General features: G+C 48.2%; 16 protein-coding genes. All 16 read left to right on the top strand.

The window, feature by feature from the left end:
* Positions 1-243 precede the first annotated feature (243 nt).
* The 16 genes from hprK (at position 244) to ACR1R9_RS26510 (ending at position 17,702) form a co-directional block, all read left to right on the top strand.
* Positions 244-1,182 carry an HPr(Ser) kinase/phosphatase gene (gene hprK / locus ACR1R9_RS26585; RefSeq protein ID WP_113054202.1) on the top strand — a complete coding sequence of 313 codons (939 nt, stop codon included), beginning with the start codon at positions 244-246 and terminating at the stop codon, positions 1,180-1,182.
* A gap of 126 nt (positions 1,183-1,308) precedes the next feature.
* Positions 1,309-2,346 (top strand): prolipoprotein diacylglyceryl transferase, encoded by a 1,038-nt coding sequence (gene lgt, locus ACR1R9_RS26580; protein ID WP_433922301.1) that lies wholly within the window; start codon positions 1,309-1,311, stop codon positions 2,344-2,346.
* Positions 2,347-2,352: 6 nt separating this feature from the next.
* Positions 2,353-3,003, top strand: coding sequence for a pyrophosphatase PpaX (gene ppaX / locus ACR1R9_RS26575; RefSeq protein ID WP_099859253.1), 651 nt, complete (start codon positions 2,353-2,355; stop codon positions 3,001-3,003).
* Positions 3,000-3,521, top strand: coding sequence for an acyltransferase (locus ACR1R9_RS26570; protein WP_076292007.1), 522 nt, complete (start codon positions 3,000-3,002; stop codon positions 3,519-3,521). The genes ppaX and ACR1R9_RS26570 overlap by 4 nt, the downstream gene beginning before the upstream one ends.
* Before the next feature lie 493 nt (positions 3,522-4,014).
* Positions 4,015-5,208, top strand: coding sequence for an ATP phosphoribosyltransferase regulatory subunit (locus ACR1R9_RS26565; protein ID WP_326066972.1), 1,194 nt, complete (start codon positions 4,015-4,017; stop codon positions 5,206-5,208).
* A gap of 1 nt (position 5,209) precedes the next feature.
* Positions 5,210-5,869: an ATP phosphoribosyltransferase gene (gene hisG / locus ACR1R9_RS26560; RefSeq protein ID WP_064641175.1), complete on the top strand. Its 660-nt coding sequence runs from the start codon at positions 5,210-5,212 to the stop codon at positions 5,867-5,869.
* A gap of 107 nt (positions 5,870-5,976) precedes the next feature.
* Positions 5,977-7,281, top strand: coding sequence for a histidinol dehydrogenase (gene hisD / locus ACR1R9_RS26555; protein ID WP_099859255.1), 1,305 nt, complete (start codon positions 5,977-5,979; stop codon positions 7,279-7,281).
* The gene (gene hisB, locus ACR1R9_RS26550) at positions 7,274-7,903 is read left to right on the top strand and encodes an imidazoleglycerol-phosphate dehydratase HisB (protein ID WP_063566514.1); all 630 of its coding nucleotides are present in this window, start codon (positions 7,274-7,276) and stop codon (positions 7,901-7,903) included. Before hisD ends, hisB begins: the two co-directional genes overlap by 8 nt.
* 3 nt (positions 7,904-7,906) lie before the next feature.
* A complete protein-coding gene (gene hisH, locus ACR1R9_RS26545; protein WP_433922302.1) occupies positions 7,907-8,530 on the top strand; it encodes an imidazole glycerol phosphate synthase subunit HisH in 624 nt (207 codons plus the stop codon).
* Positions 8,531-8,842: 312 nt separating this feature from the next.
* Positions 8,843-9,577: a 1-(5-phosphoribosyl)-5-[(5-phosphoribosylamino)methylideneamino]imidazole-4-carboxamide isomerase gene (gene hisA / locus ACR1R9_RS26540; protein WP_433922303.1), complete on the top strand. Its 735-nt coding sequence runs from the start codon at positions 8,843-8,845 to the stop codon at positions 9,575-9,577.
* Positions 9,578-9,644: 67 nt separating this feature from the next.
* A complete protein-coding gene (gene hisF / locus ACR1R9_RS26535) occupies positions 9,645-10,406 on the top strand; it encodes an imidazole glycerol phosphate synthase subunit HisF (protein ID WP_433948860.1) in 762 nt (253 codons plus the stop codon).
* The gene (gene hisIE / locus ACR1R9_RS26530) at positions 10,399-11,127 is read left to right on the top strand and encodes a bifunctional phosphoribosyl-AMP cyclohydrolase/phosphoribosyl-ATP diphosphatase HisIE (protein ID WP_433922305.1); all 729 of its coding nucleotides are present in this window, start codon (positions 10,399-10,401) and stop codon (positions 11,125-11,127) included. The genes hisF and hisIE overlap by 8 nt, the downstream gene beginning before the upstream one ends.
* Positions 11,128-11,138: 11 nt before the next feature.
* Positions 11,139-11,963, top strand: a complete 825-nt coding sequence (gene hisJ / locus ACR1R9_RS26525; RefSeq protein WP_076292001.1) for a histidinol-phosphatase HisJ — start codon at positions 11,139-11,141, stop codon at positions 11,961-11,963.
* Between the two features lie 309 nt (positions 11,964-12,272).
* Positions 12,273-13,220, top strand: coding sequence for a ribose-phosphate diphosphokinase (locus ACR1R9_RS26520; RefSeq protein ID WP_076292000.1), 948 nt, complete (start codon positions 12,273-12,275; stop codon positions 13,218-13,220).
* A 292-nt stretch (positions 13,221-13,512) separates the two neighbouring features.
* The gene (locus ACR1R9_RS26515; RefSeq protein WP_433948861.1) at positions 13,513-15,765 is read left to right on the top strand and encodes a helix-turn-helix domain-containing protein; all 2,253 of its coding nucleotides are present in this window, start codon (positions 13,513-13,515) and stop codon (positions 15,763-15,765) included.
* A 335-nt stretch (positions 15,766-16,100) separates the two neighbouring features.
* Entirely contained in the window at positions 16,101-17,702 is a 1,602-nt protein-coding gene (locus tag ACR1R9_RS26510) for an extracellular solute-binding protein (protein ID WP_099859259.1), read from the top strand.
* Positions 17,703-17,803: the final 101 nt, after the last annotated feature.

Genomic DNA, 17,803 nt, shown 5'->3' with positions numbered 1-17,803 from the left:
AATTATACATTGTAATCTGAGCCCCTTCCGTTATTGCTGGAAGGGGCTTTTTTGATTAATGGGCGGCCATGGTTCACGATTGCATTCAACACTGAATTCATTTAAGATTATTTGAAGGCTGGTTTTGTTTTGTAAAATCTGTAACCTGAAACAAACAAAATGAATGCGCTAATAATGGAATGGAATTGACGCAAAAATGCTGATGTACATAGAGAGGCAGCGAATGCTGAAAGGAAGAGACAAATGGCGAAAAAAGTGAAAGTATCTGAATTGGTACAGCAGTTCCAGCTTGAGGTCGTTTCCGGATCTCAAGGTTTGAAGAGAGTCATTACTGTAGACGACTTAAACCGTCCTGGCCTCGAAATGGCCGGTTATTTTGAATACCATCCACAAGAACGGGTACAGCTGCTTGGGAGAACAGAGCTGGCCTTTTTTTCCATGTTGCCTGAGGCCGAGCGTCGTGATCGGATGCAGCGCCTATGCACGGAAGAAACACCTTGTATCTTGGTGACTCGTGGACTGGAAGTACCACAGGAACTGATCGAAATCAGTGAGGAGCAGAATCTGGCCGTGCTTCGCAGCAACATGGCTACAACCATTTTATCGAGCCGTATTACCGGATTCCTGGAGCGTAAGCTTGCGCCAACGGCAACGATTCATGGCGTACTGTGTGATGTGAATGGAGTCGGTATGCTAATTACGGGCAGTAGTGGTATTGGTAAGAGTGAAACGGCACTTGAATTGGTGAAGCGTGGACACCGTTTGATTGCGGATGATGCAGTTGAAATCCGGCAAACATCAGACTTCCAGCTGCACGGAACAGCACCAGAGCTCATCCGTCACCTACTTGAGATTCGGGGAGTCGGGATTATCAATGTGATGACATTATTTGGTGCAGGGGCTGTGCGTAATAATAAACGGATCACCCTGGTAGTGCGTCTAGAGGCTTGGCAGCAGGATAAGCAGTATGATCGCCTCGGTCTGGATGAGGAGACAACACGTATCATCGATACAGATGTACCTCTGGTAACCATTCCTGTTCGTCCGGGACGGAACTTGGCTGTAATTATTGAAGTTGCGGCGATGAACTATCGTCTTAAGCAAATGGGACTTAACGCTGCGCTGCAATTTACGAACAAGCTGACAGCAACGATCTCTGAAGATATGGAAGACATGGACTAAGAAGAGAAGGCTCTATTATATCATTAAAGGCCAATTGTTGATGTGTTCTACTCCTGTATAGCGTGTTGGAGACATGCAGCAGTTGGTCCTGCTTGTGAATGAGTCAATTTATAGGAGTGTGAATGAATGGATACATTATTACTGTTGAACCCCATTGCGTTCTCCATCGGAGCGTTAAAGGTTCACTGGTACGGGCTTATTCTCGGTACAGCGGCACTTGTAGGTTTGCTGCTCGTCATCCGGGAAGGCAAACGGTATAACATTCCGCAGGAAGTGTTTATGGACATGGTCCTGCTTGGTGTGCCTTCTGCCATTATCGGTGCCCGCATATACTACGTGGCATTTCGATGGGACGATTATAAGGATAATTTCTGGGATGTCTTTAAAATATGGAATGGTGGAATCGCGATATATGGCGCACTGATTGGTGCGATCATATGTGCAGTCATTTTCTTCCGTCGTAAAGGGTATAACTTCTGGCGTATGGCCGACATCTGTGCGCCTGGACTGATCGTTGGACAAATGATCGGACGCTGGGGTAACTTTGTAAACCAAGAGGCTTATGGTGGTCCAGTAGAAGAATCATTTTTGAGAGACAAGCTTCATTTGCCAGACTTTATCGTTAATCAGATGAATGTGGAAGGTGTATTCCATCATCCTGCATTTTTGTATGAATCGATGTGGAGTCTTGTTGGTCTGGTCATCTTGCTGGTGCTTCGTCGTCAGAAGTTCCTGCGTGCTGGTGAGCTGTTTATGTCCTATTTTATCTGGTACTCGATCGGTCGTTTCTTTATCGAAGCGCTTCGTACCGACAGTCTGGGATTCCAGGCTCCGCAATGGGTTGCCTCCATGGTTAATGGGTTATGGTCACCGATGACAGCTATGGGATTCGAGCAAGGATATCTTGATCCTGCCTACGGTAACGTAAGAATTTCGCAGTTGCTGGCTATTGGGATCATTATTGTTGCGGTAGTCTTCATCGTTGTGAGAAGAATGACAGGCAAGGCAGATGTAAGGTATAGCGATCCAATTGTATCTTCCAAAGTTCCTTCAGAATCATCGGATGATATGGTGCACACAGACCCGGTTGCAGGCAAAGAGGACACGGTAACTCCAGTCTCGACCAAAGAGGATCTGAAGCAAGCTGAAGAGAAAAAGGAGTAATGCAACATGATTGACACGGTTTTGTTTGATCTGGATGGAACGATTATTGATACGAATGAACTAATTATCAACTCTTTCCTTCATGTGATGAAGGATTTGCAGTTATCTACCCCTTGGACACGCGAACAGATCATTCCTCATATGGGGGGGACACTGGAGAATCAGATGCGTACGTTCTCTGGGAAAGAGGATGTTGCGGAGTATGTCAAAGGATATCGGGCGTATAACGACGTTCATCATGAGGCGATGGTTCAGCCGTTTCCTCACGTGATTGAGGTCGTTGAAGCTCTTCATGAGGCAGGAATCGTGATGGGTGTTGTCACAACGAAGATTCGTCCATCTACTCTTAAGGTGCTGGAGCGTTTCGACCTGTTGAAGTATATGAAATCGATTGTGACAGTTACGGATGTAACCAATCCCAAACCGCATGCTGAACCAGTCCTGAAGGCGATCGAAGAGTTGGGTGCAGATCCTTCCAAAACATTGATGGTGGGTGACAGCCCGGTCGATATTCAATCGGCACAGAACGCGGGTGCGCTTTCGGCAGGCGTAGCCTGGTCCCTTAAGGGAGAGGCCGTATTGAGCGGCTATAACCCGGATTACATTTTGCACGACATGAAGGACTTGCTTAAGCTGATTGAAACGGAACGTTCATGAGAAAAGTAACCCGCTATCCCGTAGAAGGCCATAACGCACTTTGGCATATCTATAAGACTGTGAGTCCGTGGAAAGGCGTGCGCAATTTTATCTGGATTCAGTTGTCACGGTACTGCCCGATTTTATCGGTCAAGAACTGGATCTATCGTCGCATGCTCGGCATGAAGGTGGGTAAACATACGGCTTTTGGATTGATGGTGATGGTTGATGTTTTCTTTCCGGAGAAAATTACGGTAGGCGAAAATTCCGTGATTGGCTACAATACCACGATCCTGGCTCACGAGTATCTTATTAAAGAGTACAGACTCGGTGAGGTGATTATCGGGGAAAATGTACTGATCGGTGCAAATTCAACCATCCTGCCAGGTGTGACCATCGGAGACGGTGCGGTTGTAGCTGCAGGAGCAGTTGTTCATAAGGATGTAGCTCCGGGAGCTTTTGTTGGAGGGAATCCACTTCGTGATCTGTCTCGCTCGAATGCATCAGCGGAGGAGATTGTCATAAAGGCTGATGAGTAATGATTTTGGTTGACGGCCGAGACGGCCCACGGATATATCTGCAAAAGATCATCACAAAGAATACACGGACGAAAATTAACCTGAATGGGTTCAGTCAAGGGAAGTGCAATAAGTCGAATTGACTGGAGTAAGGAAGCTGCTGATGGCAGCTTTTTTCGTATACAAATAGTTAGACTCATGTTCAGCAATGGGATCAAAATGGAGGATATAGTACAAGCACCCCAAAGGGGCTGTATTGTTGACGATGGATAGTCATTCATGTTATCATATCCCATATCCTTTAGTTTGTTAGCACTTTACCATGTTAAAGAAAGAAGATTGAAGTAAGTATAATTAAGAATATATGAACACGTACTAAACGTTTTCTGAAGGCTGCCTGGCAGCAACAATAAAAATTAGGTTACAAGATAGAATGGGGATTTACACTACATAAATCCTGTTGAAATAGAACGTCTACCAATCTTAAATTACTGACTCGGGGTGAATAATACCAATGTCCAAACCAAAAGGCTTTGAAAAACCGACAGGTTTTCGTGACTATACACCACATGTGGTGACCAAGCTGCGAACCATTGAGCGGAATGTATTGGAATGCATGGAACGCTGGGGTTACCGTCAAATCATTACGCCAACGATTGAATACTACGATACCGTAGGTGTAGCGAGTTCCACATCGGATCGCAAGTTGTTTAAATTATTGAACAGCCGCGGGACTACGCTCGTACTAAGATCAGATCTGACAGCTCCGATTGCACGGGTGGTCTCTTCTCTATTAAAGGATGAGGAGCTTCCTCTGCGTTTGTCCTATCATGCGAATGTGTTTCGTTCCATTGAAGAGGAAGCGGGGCGTGAGGCGGAATTTTTCCAAACAGGTGTAGAGCTTGTCGGTGATGATTCGCCAGAGGCAGATGCAGAAGTTGTAGCACTTGCGATCGCTTCTTTGCAGGCAGCGGGTGTGTCTTCCTTTAAAATTGCGATGGGTCATATGGGATTTCTGAACGGGTTACTGGAAGAAGTCATTCCGGGCCAAACGGTACAACAGGAGCAGTTGAAAGAAGGATTGCTGGGACGTGATTATGTCGGTTATCGCCAATCCATTGAAGCATTGAATCTGGAACCGAAACTGAAGGAGCAGCTTGAAGCCATTTTGCGTCTGCGTGGCGGTAAAGAAGTATGTACACACGCAGCAGAGCTGAGTTCAAGTACTGAAGCAGCACAGTCCATTGCACATCTCTGTGCAGTATTCGAAGTGTTGGAAGCGTACGGTGTTTCTGAGCATGTGCTGATTGATCTGACGATGATTGGTGATTTCTCCTATTATACAGGCATGACGTTTGAAGGGTATGCGGCAGAGCTCGGATCCCCGGTATGCAGTGGCGGACGATATGATAATCTGTTACAGCAGTTTGGCCGTTCCTTACCGGCTACAGGATTTGCACTCAAAACAAACCGTATTATCGATGGTGTTCATGGAATTACGATGGAAGAGAAGAAGCCTGTACTTATTCAATATACTTCGGAACACCGGGCTGAGGCTCTAACAGAGGCGGCGAGACTGCGCAGCATTGGTCAGAATGTAGTAACATGCCTCCTTCCTAAAGATGGAGCAGAAGCTCTAACAGGAAACAAATCAATTCAGGCTGAGCAGGTTATCACGTACGGATCTGAAAATGGAGGGGAACGCTAAGATGTCGGATATTTTGAAGGTAGCTATGCCGAAGGGCCGAATCTATAAGAAGGCCTCCAAACTGTTCCGTGAAGCAGGGCTTGATATTCCGGTAGACGTGGACGATACGCGCAAGCTGGTCATCGAAGTGCCGGAAGCGGGGATGGAGTTCATCATGGCGAAGCCCGTAGACGTGCCAACGTATGTGGAGTATGGGGTAGCGGATATAGGGATTGTGGGTAAAGACGTTCTGCTTGAGGAAAATCGGGACGTGTACGAATTGTTGAACCTGGGTATCGCACAGTGCCGCATGTCTGTTATTGGACTACCGGACTGGACACCTGGCATTCAGCAGCGAGTGGCAACAAAGTACCCGAGAATCGCTTCCCAATATTTCCGCGAGCAAGGACAGCAGGTGGAAGTTATCAAACTGAACGGTTCCATCGAGCTGGCGCCGCTGATCGGTTTGGCTGATCGAATCGTCGATCTGGTAGAGACGGGTCAGACGTTGCGTGAGAACGGACTCGTGGAGATGACGGGCATTCTGGATATCACAAGCCGCCTTATTGCCAATCGGGTCAGCTATCGGATGAAGAACGCACGAATTCAGGCATTATGCGATGCTCTCCAACAGGTCATTCCAGCCTCGAATGAGGTGTCGGCGGGGATTTTTCGAGGATAAATCAAGCATGTAAGATGGAACAGAAGTAACTAATCGATGATTGATTATATAGCATAAACGGGTATTGGACGCATCACAGGCACTACAGGGATAGGGAGGATGTACGCATGAAAATTGTACCTGCACGGGAATTTGATCTGAAGCGGGAAGTGGAATACGGTACACCGGAGCAAAATGAAACGGTACGGCGCATTGTCAGCGACATTCGCCGGGAAGGGGATGCTGCACTGCTGCGTTACACAGAGCAGCTGGATCGCACGAAGCTGACGGCTGCGGAGCTGCGCGTGCCGCAGGAAGAGCTGCAGGCAGCTTATGCAGCTGTGGAGCCTTCCTTCGTGACGGCGATCCGTCAGGCCGCCGCGAACATTCGTGCTTTTCATGAGAAGCAGAAGCGCAACTCATGGATGGATTGGCAGCCGGACGGCAGTCTGCTGGGCCAGGTGATCCGACCGCTGAAGCGGGTCGGCGTGTATGTACCTGGCGGCAAAGCAGCGTACCCTTCGTCGGTGCTGATGAATGTGATTCCGGCACAGGTGGCTGGCGTGCCAGAGATTGTGTTGGTGACGCCGCCGTCAACGAACGGCGGCGAAGGCATTAACCCGTACATTCTCGTGGCCGCTGCGGAAGCAGGCGTGAGCGAGATGTATCGGGTTGGCGGCGCTCAGGCGATCGCCGCCCTCGCTTACGGCACGGAGAGCATTGCCCCGGTCGACAAGATCTGTGGACCGGGCAATATATACGTGGCGCTCGCGAAGCGCGAAGTGTACGGCGCAGTCGATATCGATAGTATCGCCGGGCCGAGTGAGATTGTGGTGCTCGCCGATGATACGGCGAATCCGGTATATGTCGCCGCCGACCTGTTGTCGCAGGCGGAGCATGACGAGATGGCATCGGCCATTCTCGTCACAACCTCGGCTGTGCTGGCGGAAGCCGTGCAGGCCGAAGTGCGGCAGCAGCTAGAAGTGCTGCCGCGGCGTGATATCGCTGCTGCTTCCGTGGAGCAGTATGGCGCAATTATTGTGGTCGATTCCATCGATGAGGGAATCGATGTGGTGAACCGGCTCGCACCGGAGCATCTGGAGATCATGGTGCAGGAGCCTATGGCTTACGCTGGCCGAATCGAGAATGCCGGAGCGATCTTCCTCGGCCCGTATAGCTCGGAGCCGGTAGGGGATTATTTTGCGGGACCGAATCACATTATTCCGACAAATGGAACAGCCCGATTCAGTTCACCTGTGGACGTGGATGATTTTATCAAAAAATCGAGTTTGATCTATTACAGCAAGGAAGCATTACTCCAAAATGGAGCGGCTATTATAGAGCTGGCCCGGCATGAAGGGCTCGAAGGACACGCCCGTGCGATCTCTGTACGGTTAGAACAGGAAGGAAAGGCGGAATCGGATAATGGATAAGCAGAATAATGGTTTGGACCTTCAGAACAAGGGTGCTGTACGTCAGGCAGAGGTAGACCGCAAAACAAATGAAACGAACATTCAGCTTTCTTTTGCCGTAGATGGAACCGGGCAATCCGAGATTGAAACGGACGTACCTTTCCTGAATCATATGCTCGATCTGTTCACAAAGCATGGACAATTCGATCTGAACGTACAGGCGCGTGGCGATGTTGATATTGATGACCACCACACGGTGGAGGATATCGGGATCTGTCTGGGACAGACCCTTCGTGAAGCATTGGGTGACAAGCGGGGCATCAAACGTTATGCGAGTGTATTTGTACCGATGGATGAGGCCCTTGCTCAGGTAGTCATCGATGTCAGCAACCGCCCTCACTTTGAGTACCGCGCACAATACCCGTCTCAGCAAGTGGGCAGCTTCTCAACCGAGCTGGTACATGAGTTCCTGTGGAAACTGGCGCTGGAAGCGCGCATTACATTGCACGTTATCGTGCACTACGGACAAAATACGCACCACATGATCGAAGCGATCTTCAAAGCACTGGGCCGTGCACTGGATGAGGCGACAACGATTGATCCACGTGTAACGGGTGTGCCTTCCACGAAGGGAGTGCTGTAGACGATGGCGATTGCAATTGTCGATTACGGTATGGGGAACCTGCACAGCGTCGGCAAAGCGGTCGAACGTCTTGGCTACGAAGCGCTGGTGACAGGTGATCGGGATGCGATTCTAGGTGCAGATGGTGTGATTTTGCCAGGTGTAGGTGCGTTTGGCGATGCCATGGTTCACTTGAGAGAGAGTGGCTTGGACGCAGTGGTGAAGGAAGGGTCAGCTGGACCAACACCGCTACTCGGCATCTGTCTGGGCATGCAGCTGTTGTTCAGCTCAAGCGAGGAGCATGGCGAGCATGAAGGATTGAATATTTTGCCGGGTAATGTTGTGCGATTCGCACCGGGAGAATTAAAGGTTCCGCATATGGGCTGGAATCGATTGCAGTTCCTGCACCCGGAAAATCCGCTATTCGCGGGGCTTGAGGCAAGTCATGTCTATTTTGTCCATTCATATCATGCACGTACGGACGTAGAGAGCGATCTATTGGCAGTAACGGATTACGGACATCCGGTTACGGCGATTGTTGGCAGAGGCTCCAATTTCGGCATGCAGTTCCACCCTGAGAAGAGCGGAGAGCTGGGTATGAAGCTGCTTGGAAACTTCCTGGCGTTGACTGGACGACCTAATGCGTAACCATAATTCGCGATCCTATGATTTTTTTTTTAATTTCATCCTTATAAAATAATACGTAGCTAAACTTATATAAAATCTAATCTATATAAATTGAACTAATCATTTACACGATAACGGAGAGGACAGAAATAATCTGAAGAAGCGAGGCGTTCGCCTTTATCCCCGGATTTTCCCCTTTAAATAAGGGATTCAAAAAAAATCTGGGGATAACAGCGATCGGGAGGTTGTTCTGTCATCGGAGTGGCAAGTGTAAATATTCTCTAGTTTCAATTTATATAGAGCACAAATATGAATATATTCAGGAGGCCTTGTATGTCATCTTTTATCATATATCCGGCAATTGATATCCGGGACGGCAAATGTGTAAGACTGGTGCAGGGAGATTACAATCAGGAAACGGTATATAACGATGACCCGGTTCAAGTTGCTCTTTCCTGGGAGAAGCAAGGTGGTACATACGTTCATCTGGTAGATCTGGACGGTGCAAAAGCAGGTCATCCCGTGAATGATGAGCTGATCGGGCGTATCGCTTCGGCCGTAAACGTGCCTGTTCAGGTCGGTGGAGGCCTTCGTACAGTGGCTGATGTAGAACGCCTGCTGGGTCTCGGCGTGAGTCGCCTTATTATCGGAACAGCTGCGATTGAGGATCGTGCTTTTACAGAAGAAGTACTGGGACGATATGGAGACAAAGTAGCTATTGGTATCGATGCACGCAATGGCTATGTGGCGACACGTGGATGGCTGGAGACATCGGAGGTCCAGGCTGAGGCACTGGCAAAGGAGTTGGCGGCATTCGGTGCCGAAACCTTCATCTTCACAGACATCTCTCGTGATGGTATGATGCAGGGCCCTAACGTGGAGGCGATCGTATCTCTTGCGAAGGCAAGTGGCCGTACGGTGATTGCTTCCGGTGGAGTTAGTGTTATGGATGATCTGCTTCGTTTAAGCAAACATGCGGAAGATGGTGTCGGAGGAGCAATCGTAGGAAAAGCGCTGTATACTGGCAGTATTGATCTGTCTGAAGCGGTACGTGCGGTAAATAAATAATAGCGATACTATATAGGCTCAAATAACATTTGCACGATAACGATCATCAGGAGAGAGGAAGAGGAGCATGCTGGCAAAAAGAATCATTCCTTGTCTGGACGTGAAGGACGGCCGGGTTGTCAAAGGCGTTAACTTCGTCAATCTCCGCGATGCGGGTGATCCGGTGGAGCTGGCGGCGCTATATGACCGCGAGGGTGCGGACGAACTGGTGTTTCTCGATATCTCCGCTTCGGTGGAAGGCCGCGAAACGATGGAAGAAGTGGTGCGGCAAACCGCAGGCGAGATCGCCATTCCTTTTACCGTAGGCGGAGGGATCTCCAAGGTGGAAGACATGAAGCGCATTCTGCGTGCAGGAGCGGACAAGATTGCGATAAATACGGCAGCTGTGCTTAATCCTCAGCTGATTGCAGACGGAGCACGCCGCTTTGGTTCCCAGTGTATCGTCGTTGCAATAGACGCCAAGTATAATGAGGCTTGGGGCGAATGGGAAGTGTACACGCATGGTGGACGTAAACCTTCAGGAATTAAGGCGCTGGACTGGGTTAAACACGCGGAGACCTTAGGCGCTGGCGAAATTCTGCTGACAAGCATGGACGCGGACGGAACGAAGGACGGATTCGATCTGAAGCTGACTGCAGCGGTATCCGAATCGGTACGTATTCCGGTCATCGCTTCAGGCGGTGCAGGCAAGGAATCCCATTTCTATGATGTGTTTACGACAGGCAAAGCGGATGCAGGTCTAGCAGCAACGATATTCCATTACAAAGAAATCGCCGTTCCGGCGTTAAAACAACAATTGAGAGAGCAAGGGGTGGAGATCCGTGACTAATGTAAGCAATGAGATTAAGGAGCAGTTATCCTTGGAGCAGGTTGTGGAACACATTCGTTGGAGCGATGGTTTGGTACCTGCCATTGTGCAGGATGCAGAGACACGCCAAGTTCTGATGATGGCTTATATGAATCGTGAATCCCTAAAATTGTCGCTTGAATCCGGTGAAACGTGGTTCTGGTCACGCTCGCGTCAAGAGCTGTGGCACAAGGGCGCAACTTCAGGCAACGTACAGACGATTACTTCATTGAAATACGATTGTGATGGTGACACCTTGCTAGTTGAAGTAAAACCGAATGGACCTGCTTGCCACACCGGAGCGGTGACGTGTTTCCATAATGAAATCGTGGGCTTGCCAGAGCAATCAGCAGATCAGGCTTCAGGCGATTTTAGTGCAACTACTGCAAGTGCTAGCTCCGAAAGTCGTTTTGAAGTACTGGCTGAACTGGAGTCGGTCATTGCAGAGCGTGAACGTGAGCGTCCGGAAGGTGCATATACGACGTACCTGTTCGATAAAGGCGTTGATAAAATTCTGAAAAAAATCGGTGAAGAAGCGTCCGAGACGATCATTGCCGCCAAAAATAAAGACAATGACGAGCTTCGTCTTGAGGTCAGTGACCTGATGTACCACTTGCTCGTTCTGTTGCAAGAGCGCAAGCTGCCGCTGGATGACATCATGTCTGAGCTGAGCCGTCGCCACGAGCGGCCACGCCGCGATTAGGAGGCGAGCCTGTGCGTATAGACTATCATACACACCATGAGCGGTGTGGTCATGCGGTTGGCAAGCTAGAGGCTTATGTACAGCGTGGGGTGGAGATTGGGCTGTCGCAGATCGGGCTGTCGGATCACATGCCTTTGCTGCATGTAGACCCCGCTCACTATTATCCTGAGATGGCAATGCCCATGGATGAGCTGCCGCGTTACGTGGAAGAGTGTTTTTCTCTGAAAGAGCGGTACCGTGGTCAGATCGATGTGCGTGTCGGCCTCGAAGGCGACTATATTGAAGGCTGGGAGACCGAAATCCGGGCCATTATTGAACGCTACCCATGGGACTATGTGATTGGATCGGTTCATTTTCTCGGGGAATGGGACATTACGGATTTTCGCCAGACCCATCATTGGGAAGGCAAAGACGTACTAGGAGTCTATCGTCAGTACTATGATGCTGTGAGCAAAGCGGCAGCGACGGGAATGTACGATATTATGGGTCATACAGATGTGATCAAGCGCTTTGGCTTCACTCCGGCACCAGAGCAGACTGAAGAGCGTATAGCCCTTGAAAACGCAGCACTACAAGCTATCGCAAAAAGTGGCTGTGCTATGGAGCTCAATGCATCAGGATTATCGAAGCCCTGCGCAGAGATGTTCCCTGGTCGCCGGATGTTAACGGAGGCCATTCGATTGGGAATTCCGCTGACCCTTGGCTCCGATGCACATGATCCGCTGAAGCTAGGGGATTATCTACCTGAGGCCGAGGCGCTCTTGCATGAGCTGGGCTGTACGGAGGTAGCCGTTTTTGAAGGCCGACAGCGCTCGTTCCTTTCTTTAAATGTATAAGGCAGTGGAGTATAATGAGGGTAGGAAATAACCTTTTTAGAGGTAGTTCAAAAATGTCCGCTTTTGATTACGAAGGATGCCTAATGGCATCATCAGCATCGAAGCTGGAATTCAGCCGAAATAAGTGGGAGGCTTACGAAGAATGTTTCCTTCGGAAACATTGTGGTTGCTCACGTAGTTTTGCCTACGCTCCGCTACTCCATTTCTAGCTTTATCCCATCTTCTCGGTACTGAAAACCGGCCTTTTTGAACATTCACTTTTAGACTGATAAAGGATTATATTGGGACTTCAACCCTCGGGAGGGCATTATGCAGCATTCGTTACGTATTTTTTCCGGTTCATCGAACCCTAAGCTGGCAGAACAGGTATGCGACAAGCTGGGTGTACAACTAGGCAAGATCAAACTGTCCCGGTTCAAGAGCGGAGAAATATACGTTCACTACGAAGAGACGATCCGCAACTGTGATGTGTTTCTAGTTCAATCATTATCTCATCCGATCAATGAGCTGTTCGTAGAACTGCTCGTCATGATTGATGCAGCCAAAAGGGCTTCTGCCCGTACGGTAAATATTATTGTTCCTTATTACGGATATGCCCGTCAGGAACGCAAGTCTGCTCCGCGTGAGCCGATCTCTGCCAAGATGGTTGCGGATGTGTTAACTACTGCTGGGGCAAACCGGGTAGTTACCATTGATCTGCATGCAGCGGCAATTCAAGGATTTTTCAATATTCCTGTGGATCACATGACATCATTGGATCTCATCAGTGATTATTTGCTGAGTAAAGGGATTGAAAATCCGGTGGTTGTTTCCCCTGATGCGGGACGAGCCTCGATGGCAGAGAAACTGGCGAATCGTCTGGATTCACCTTTTGCCATTATGATTAAGAAGCGGCCAAGCCACAATGAATCGATTATTACGCACGTTATTGGGGATGTTGAAGGTCGAACTCCAATTATTATTGAGGATCTGATCGATACCGGAACGACAATTCTCAATGTTGTTGAAGGGTTGAAGGAGCGAGGCTCCAAAAACGTATATGTATGCGCAACACATGGTCTGTTCTCGGACGGAGCACTAAGTAAGCTCAATCACCCGTCTATAGCCGAGGTGGTAGTCACAGACTCCATCGCACTGCCGGATGACCATCCCGAATGCTTCAAAGTGTTGCCCGTAGCTCCAATGCTTGCGCGTGCTGTTCGCATTATTGTGGATGGTGGCTCCATGGCGACATTGTTTAAAGATTCAGGGATTTAATCATGAGCACAGATTTGTGCGAATTCAGGTGTATTGTACCGTGTTTGAGTAGTTTGCTGCTCAGCACGGTTTTTATTTTTTTATGATGGATTAGGATAGAGATGCGGATGAGTTAAGGAGAAAGAGGGAATCGATTACTCATTTGCTGCCTGGGGGCTTGTGCTATAATAACTTAAAATTGATTTTATGGCTGCGTATATAGGGAATTCAATCCCAGAGATGTAACTGATGTGATGAACAGTAGAACCACGGCTATTATACAACGGTGTCGTGGAGTGAGGAGTGGGGTTTATTGTCCCGGACTTGGTATTATCGTTTACTGTTTTCTTATTTTCCTATTTTCTTTCTTACCATGACCGTACTCATTTTTATCGCTTTTGTTTTCATTAATGACATCTCCAGGGAAGAAACAAGGAAAGCAGACCGTATCTCCTCCAGCTATTTGGTGGACAGTCTGGATCGGACGATCCGGGATATTGAGTTGTCGGTTATGGAAGCGGTGCAGAGTGAACAGGCCTATAAGTACTATTTTAATAGCCAGAACCAGGTGGGCGAAGAGACCGTGTATAGCATTGCGCAAAGCTTGCGTGAGCTGACGAGTTCCAACCCTTGGATCCAATCCATTTATTTGTATGACAAGAAAAATGAAAGCGTTTTAACCTCAAGCGGCTCTAAGGATGTAGACAGCTTTTCAGACAAGGCGTGGATCGACCGGATCGACTCTGGTTCTCTTACTTCAGGCTGGCAGCCTGTCAGGGAATTCGATGCAGGAGTTAATCAGCGTACGCCTATTCGGGTGTTGACGGTGGATAAGGATATGCCCTTGCCATTTGGCTCCGATGGGGCGCTTGTCATTAATATCAAGATGAGCAGCATCGAGCAGAGCATTGATAGTATGGTTAATGGGCAGCTTTCATTCATGAGCATTCTTGACCGTGACGGTCAGATTGTTTACGATGCGCATTCAGATCGTGAAGGTGCTGTAGAAGGCCAAGAGCTGAACACCCTTTCGCTGGAAAGATTGGGTTGGACGATCTCCAGTGGGATCAAGGAGGGGAACTTATATGGTTGGGTCTCGGTGGTTTCCTATGTATGGGTGATTATTGCGGTTGTTACCGTCATTTGTGCGATTGTCTATATTATCTATATCACTCGTCGCAACTATAAACCCATCCAGATTATTATGAATCGGATTGAGGCGCATCAGATTCGGGTGCTAGAGCAATCGGGCTCACGGACCGATGAGATGAAATTGATTGATGGCGTGTTGGAAAACCTAATAAACCATATGATGGATTCGGACAAAAAGAGCAGGGAAAACGTGCTGCTGCAGCGCAGCAAACTATTTAACGATCTGCTGAATGGGGAGAATCTGGATCATGCGGTAGAGCGATTAAAGGATCTTTCCCCGTTAACTGGCGTGGATACTTCGTCATGCTTCGCTGTTGTGGTTGGCGAAATCAACCGATATGAGAAGGGATTCCAGGAACGGTTTACGAGAGGTGAGCAGAATACACTCAAATTTGCGTTAATGAATGTGCTGCAGGAGCTCTCACGCAATGCGGGTATGCAATGCTGGACAGAATGGGTCAGCTCGGATCAGATTGCGATTCTTTTCCTGTCCACAGACGGTAACCTGGATATGACGGAGCAAATTCGCTTAGTTGCGGAGGAATGCCGATCCTGGGTTGAGCAGAATCTGCGTATATCATTGAGTTTCGGTATCGGACCGATCGCGGAGGGCATCAAGGCTATTCGAGAATCATACGTGGCGGCTGAGACTGTGATGCACCGCAGATTGCTGAGAGACGGTGATGTTGCTCTGGCTGGATATGGAGAAACCCAGCAGCAGCTGCTTGATACCTATACCTATTTGCAGATGATTGCTGATTTTGTTAAACGGTTTCGGATGTCGAGTAGTCAGTGGCGTGATCAACTGGAGGAGATCTTTGCGGCTTTTGAACGTGATAAGCTGCCAGATGATGAGATTCACTCCTTGATTGAGGCGATGCTACAGATGCTCAGCCGGGAAGTAGCGGTCATGTCCGAACAGCTGCAGGAAAAATTATCGGAGGAAAACATAAACAAGTGGTTGATGCTGATGAAAGAAGCGGAGACACTTGAAGGTGTGAAAGACATTCTGTTTGATGATCTGACGGACTTGTTCAGAACTTATGTGTCGGTAACCGAAACCAAGAGCTACAAAGCGATGGTCAATGAAATGAAAAACTATATCGAGGAACAGTTTGCGAATCCTGATCTTTCTCTGAAACATCTGAGCGATCGATTCCAGATTACCGGCAAACATGCAAGTTATTTGTTCAAGACAGAGTTCAATATGAAGTTTGTAGACTTCCTTACAGAATTGCGGATGAAGGAAACGGAGCGTCTTCTGCGGAGTACGGATCTTTCCCTACAGGACGTTGCCTTGAAGGTGGGGTATGCCAATGGAATAACCTTGGGACGTGTATTCAAACGGGTTGAGGGTATTACACCCGGAGACTATCGCCGTATGAAACGTGGACAACACGATCCCGAATCGTAATTCAAAGGCTCATGCTACGCATTATACCGTGCTAAGCACAGGGTGGAATTCATGCAGGTTTTTCTCAGGAGAAGCCATGTAGGAGTCCGCCTTTTTTTGCTGCTAGTGTATGCCTGTATTCCGTCTTAGAAGCTTGCGCTTATGCAAGAAACCCTTGATTTACGCCAGTTTTCGGGTCCTTTACGAATATAGTCAGTCTGCGAAAATCGTCGCTCGGGATAAACCATTATCCTTATGTAAGCGTTTCCGAAACGAGTTTATTGCCAGAGCACGGAAAGATGTGGAATACTCTGGGCAAGCTTTAAACATTCACGCAATGCTAAGGAGATGACAAAATGACAGGAAAAGCAACCAAAGGGAGTCTAAAGAAATGGATGGGATTGGCGCTTACTATGGTAATGGGAGTTTCCTTGCTAGCCGGCTGTTCATCTGCATCGAATCAGGAATCAGAAGGCAGTGCATCAGGTAGCGGCGAGCGTGTCACTTTAAAAGTGGAGGTGTTTGACCGCGGGAATAGTCCTTCGCCTTATACCATTACGAATAACTATTTGTCCAAGCTGATCCAGGAACGGTTCGGCGACCCGAATAACATTGATATACAATTCGTACCGATTCAGCGCTCGGAGGAAGTAACCAAGCTGAATGTCCTAATGGCGAGTAATACGGATGTTCCGGATATTGTATTTGTTTATGACTCAAGTGTATTTTATCGTTACGCCGAACAAGGTGGTCTGACTGATGTGGGAGAGTTGATTGATCAATACGGACCGAACCTGAAAAAATTCCTTGGCGAGGACACCCTTAAGTTTGGTCAATTAGAGGGCCAGCAGTTCGCAGTTCCTGGCAAACGTGCCATCACAGGCAGATATAGCTCTTATATTCGTCAGGATTGGCTCGATAAACTGGGATTGCCAGTACCGAAGACGACGGATGAATTGTATACCACTTTGAAAGCATTTAAAGAGAAGGACCCTGGTGGACTTGGCAGCAAAAACATTCCAATGGGAATGGCACTGGCGCCAGCTCAGTTCGAAACATTAATTTACTCATTCATCAAGCCGATCAGCGGGGATCTGACTTATGCCCAACGTTATGAATTGCCTCTCCATGAAGGCTTCAAGGATGCGATGAAGTTCATGAACAAGCTATACAATGAAGGTTTGATCAGCAAGGACTTCAGTTTGGATGAAGATAAGGCTCAACTGGTGAAGGATGTACAGAACGGTAACATTGGCTATTGGTCTGAGGATGTCGACGCCATTTTCTATGCGGATGGCACTCTGGATAACTTGCTTAAAAATACGCAGGGCAGTAAAGTGCTTCCAGTCGATGCGTACACCAACGCAAACGTAGACAACAAACATATCAAATCCCGTTACGGTTCAAACGGCATGTACATCATGATTCCGAAGAGCAGCAAACGTTCGGTGGAAGCAATCAAATATTTGGATTGGATGGCATCAGAAAATAACCTGATTGATATATACAGCGGCGTGGAAGGAGAGAACTACGATCTGGTAGACGGAATTCCGGTTGTCAAAGAGGATGCTTCACAGGAAGCGAAAGATCGTCTGTTCAACGCAGGGGATACAGCTATTATTTCAAACGGTAAAAATATCGGTGATCAGGCTACCAACGAAAAAGCGTGGGTCATGGGCTTCCCGCAAAACAATCAGGAAATGCTCAAACAGTCGATTGATATTGCTAACACCGACACGGTAGGACCCATCATTTTTGACAAACCGATTCAGGCAGAGATGAAGTACAGTACAGCGCTCAAAGATAAGCTTAATGTCATTATCGTAAAAACAGCAATGGCTAAACCCGAAGAATTCGACGCAGTGTATGAACGGGAAATGAATGATTTCATGTCCCTGGGCGGCACAGAACTGAAAAAGGAACTGGATCAAGCGGTTCAGGAGCTTGCTGCGAAATAATAGTTGGAGATATGAATCTATGAACGTACGAATCCAAAGAACACAAGCTTGAAATTGCATCATTCATGAAGGGACTTGTGCCGTCGGATGAGGTTAAGGCG

It is taken from the genome of Paenibacillus taichungensis (assembly GCF_050994985.1).
In the GTDB taxonomy this organism is placed as follows: domain Bacteria; phylum Bacillota; class Bacilli; order Paenibacillales; family Paenibacillaceae; genus Paenibacillus; species Paenibacillus taichungensis.
Note: the sequence above shows the minus strand (reverse complement) of the source record. Positions and strands in the feature narration are given on the sequence as shown.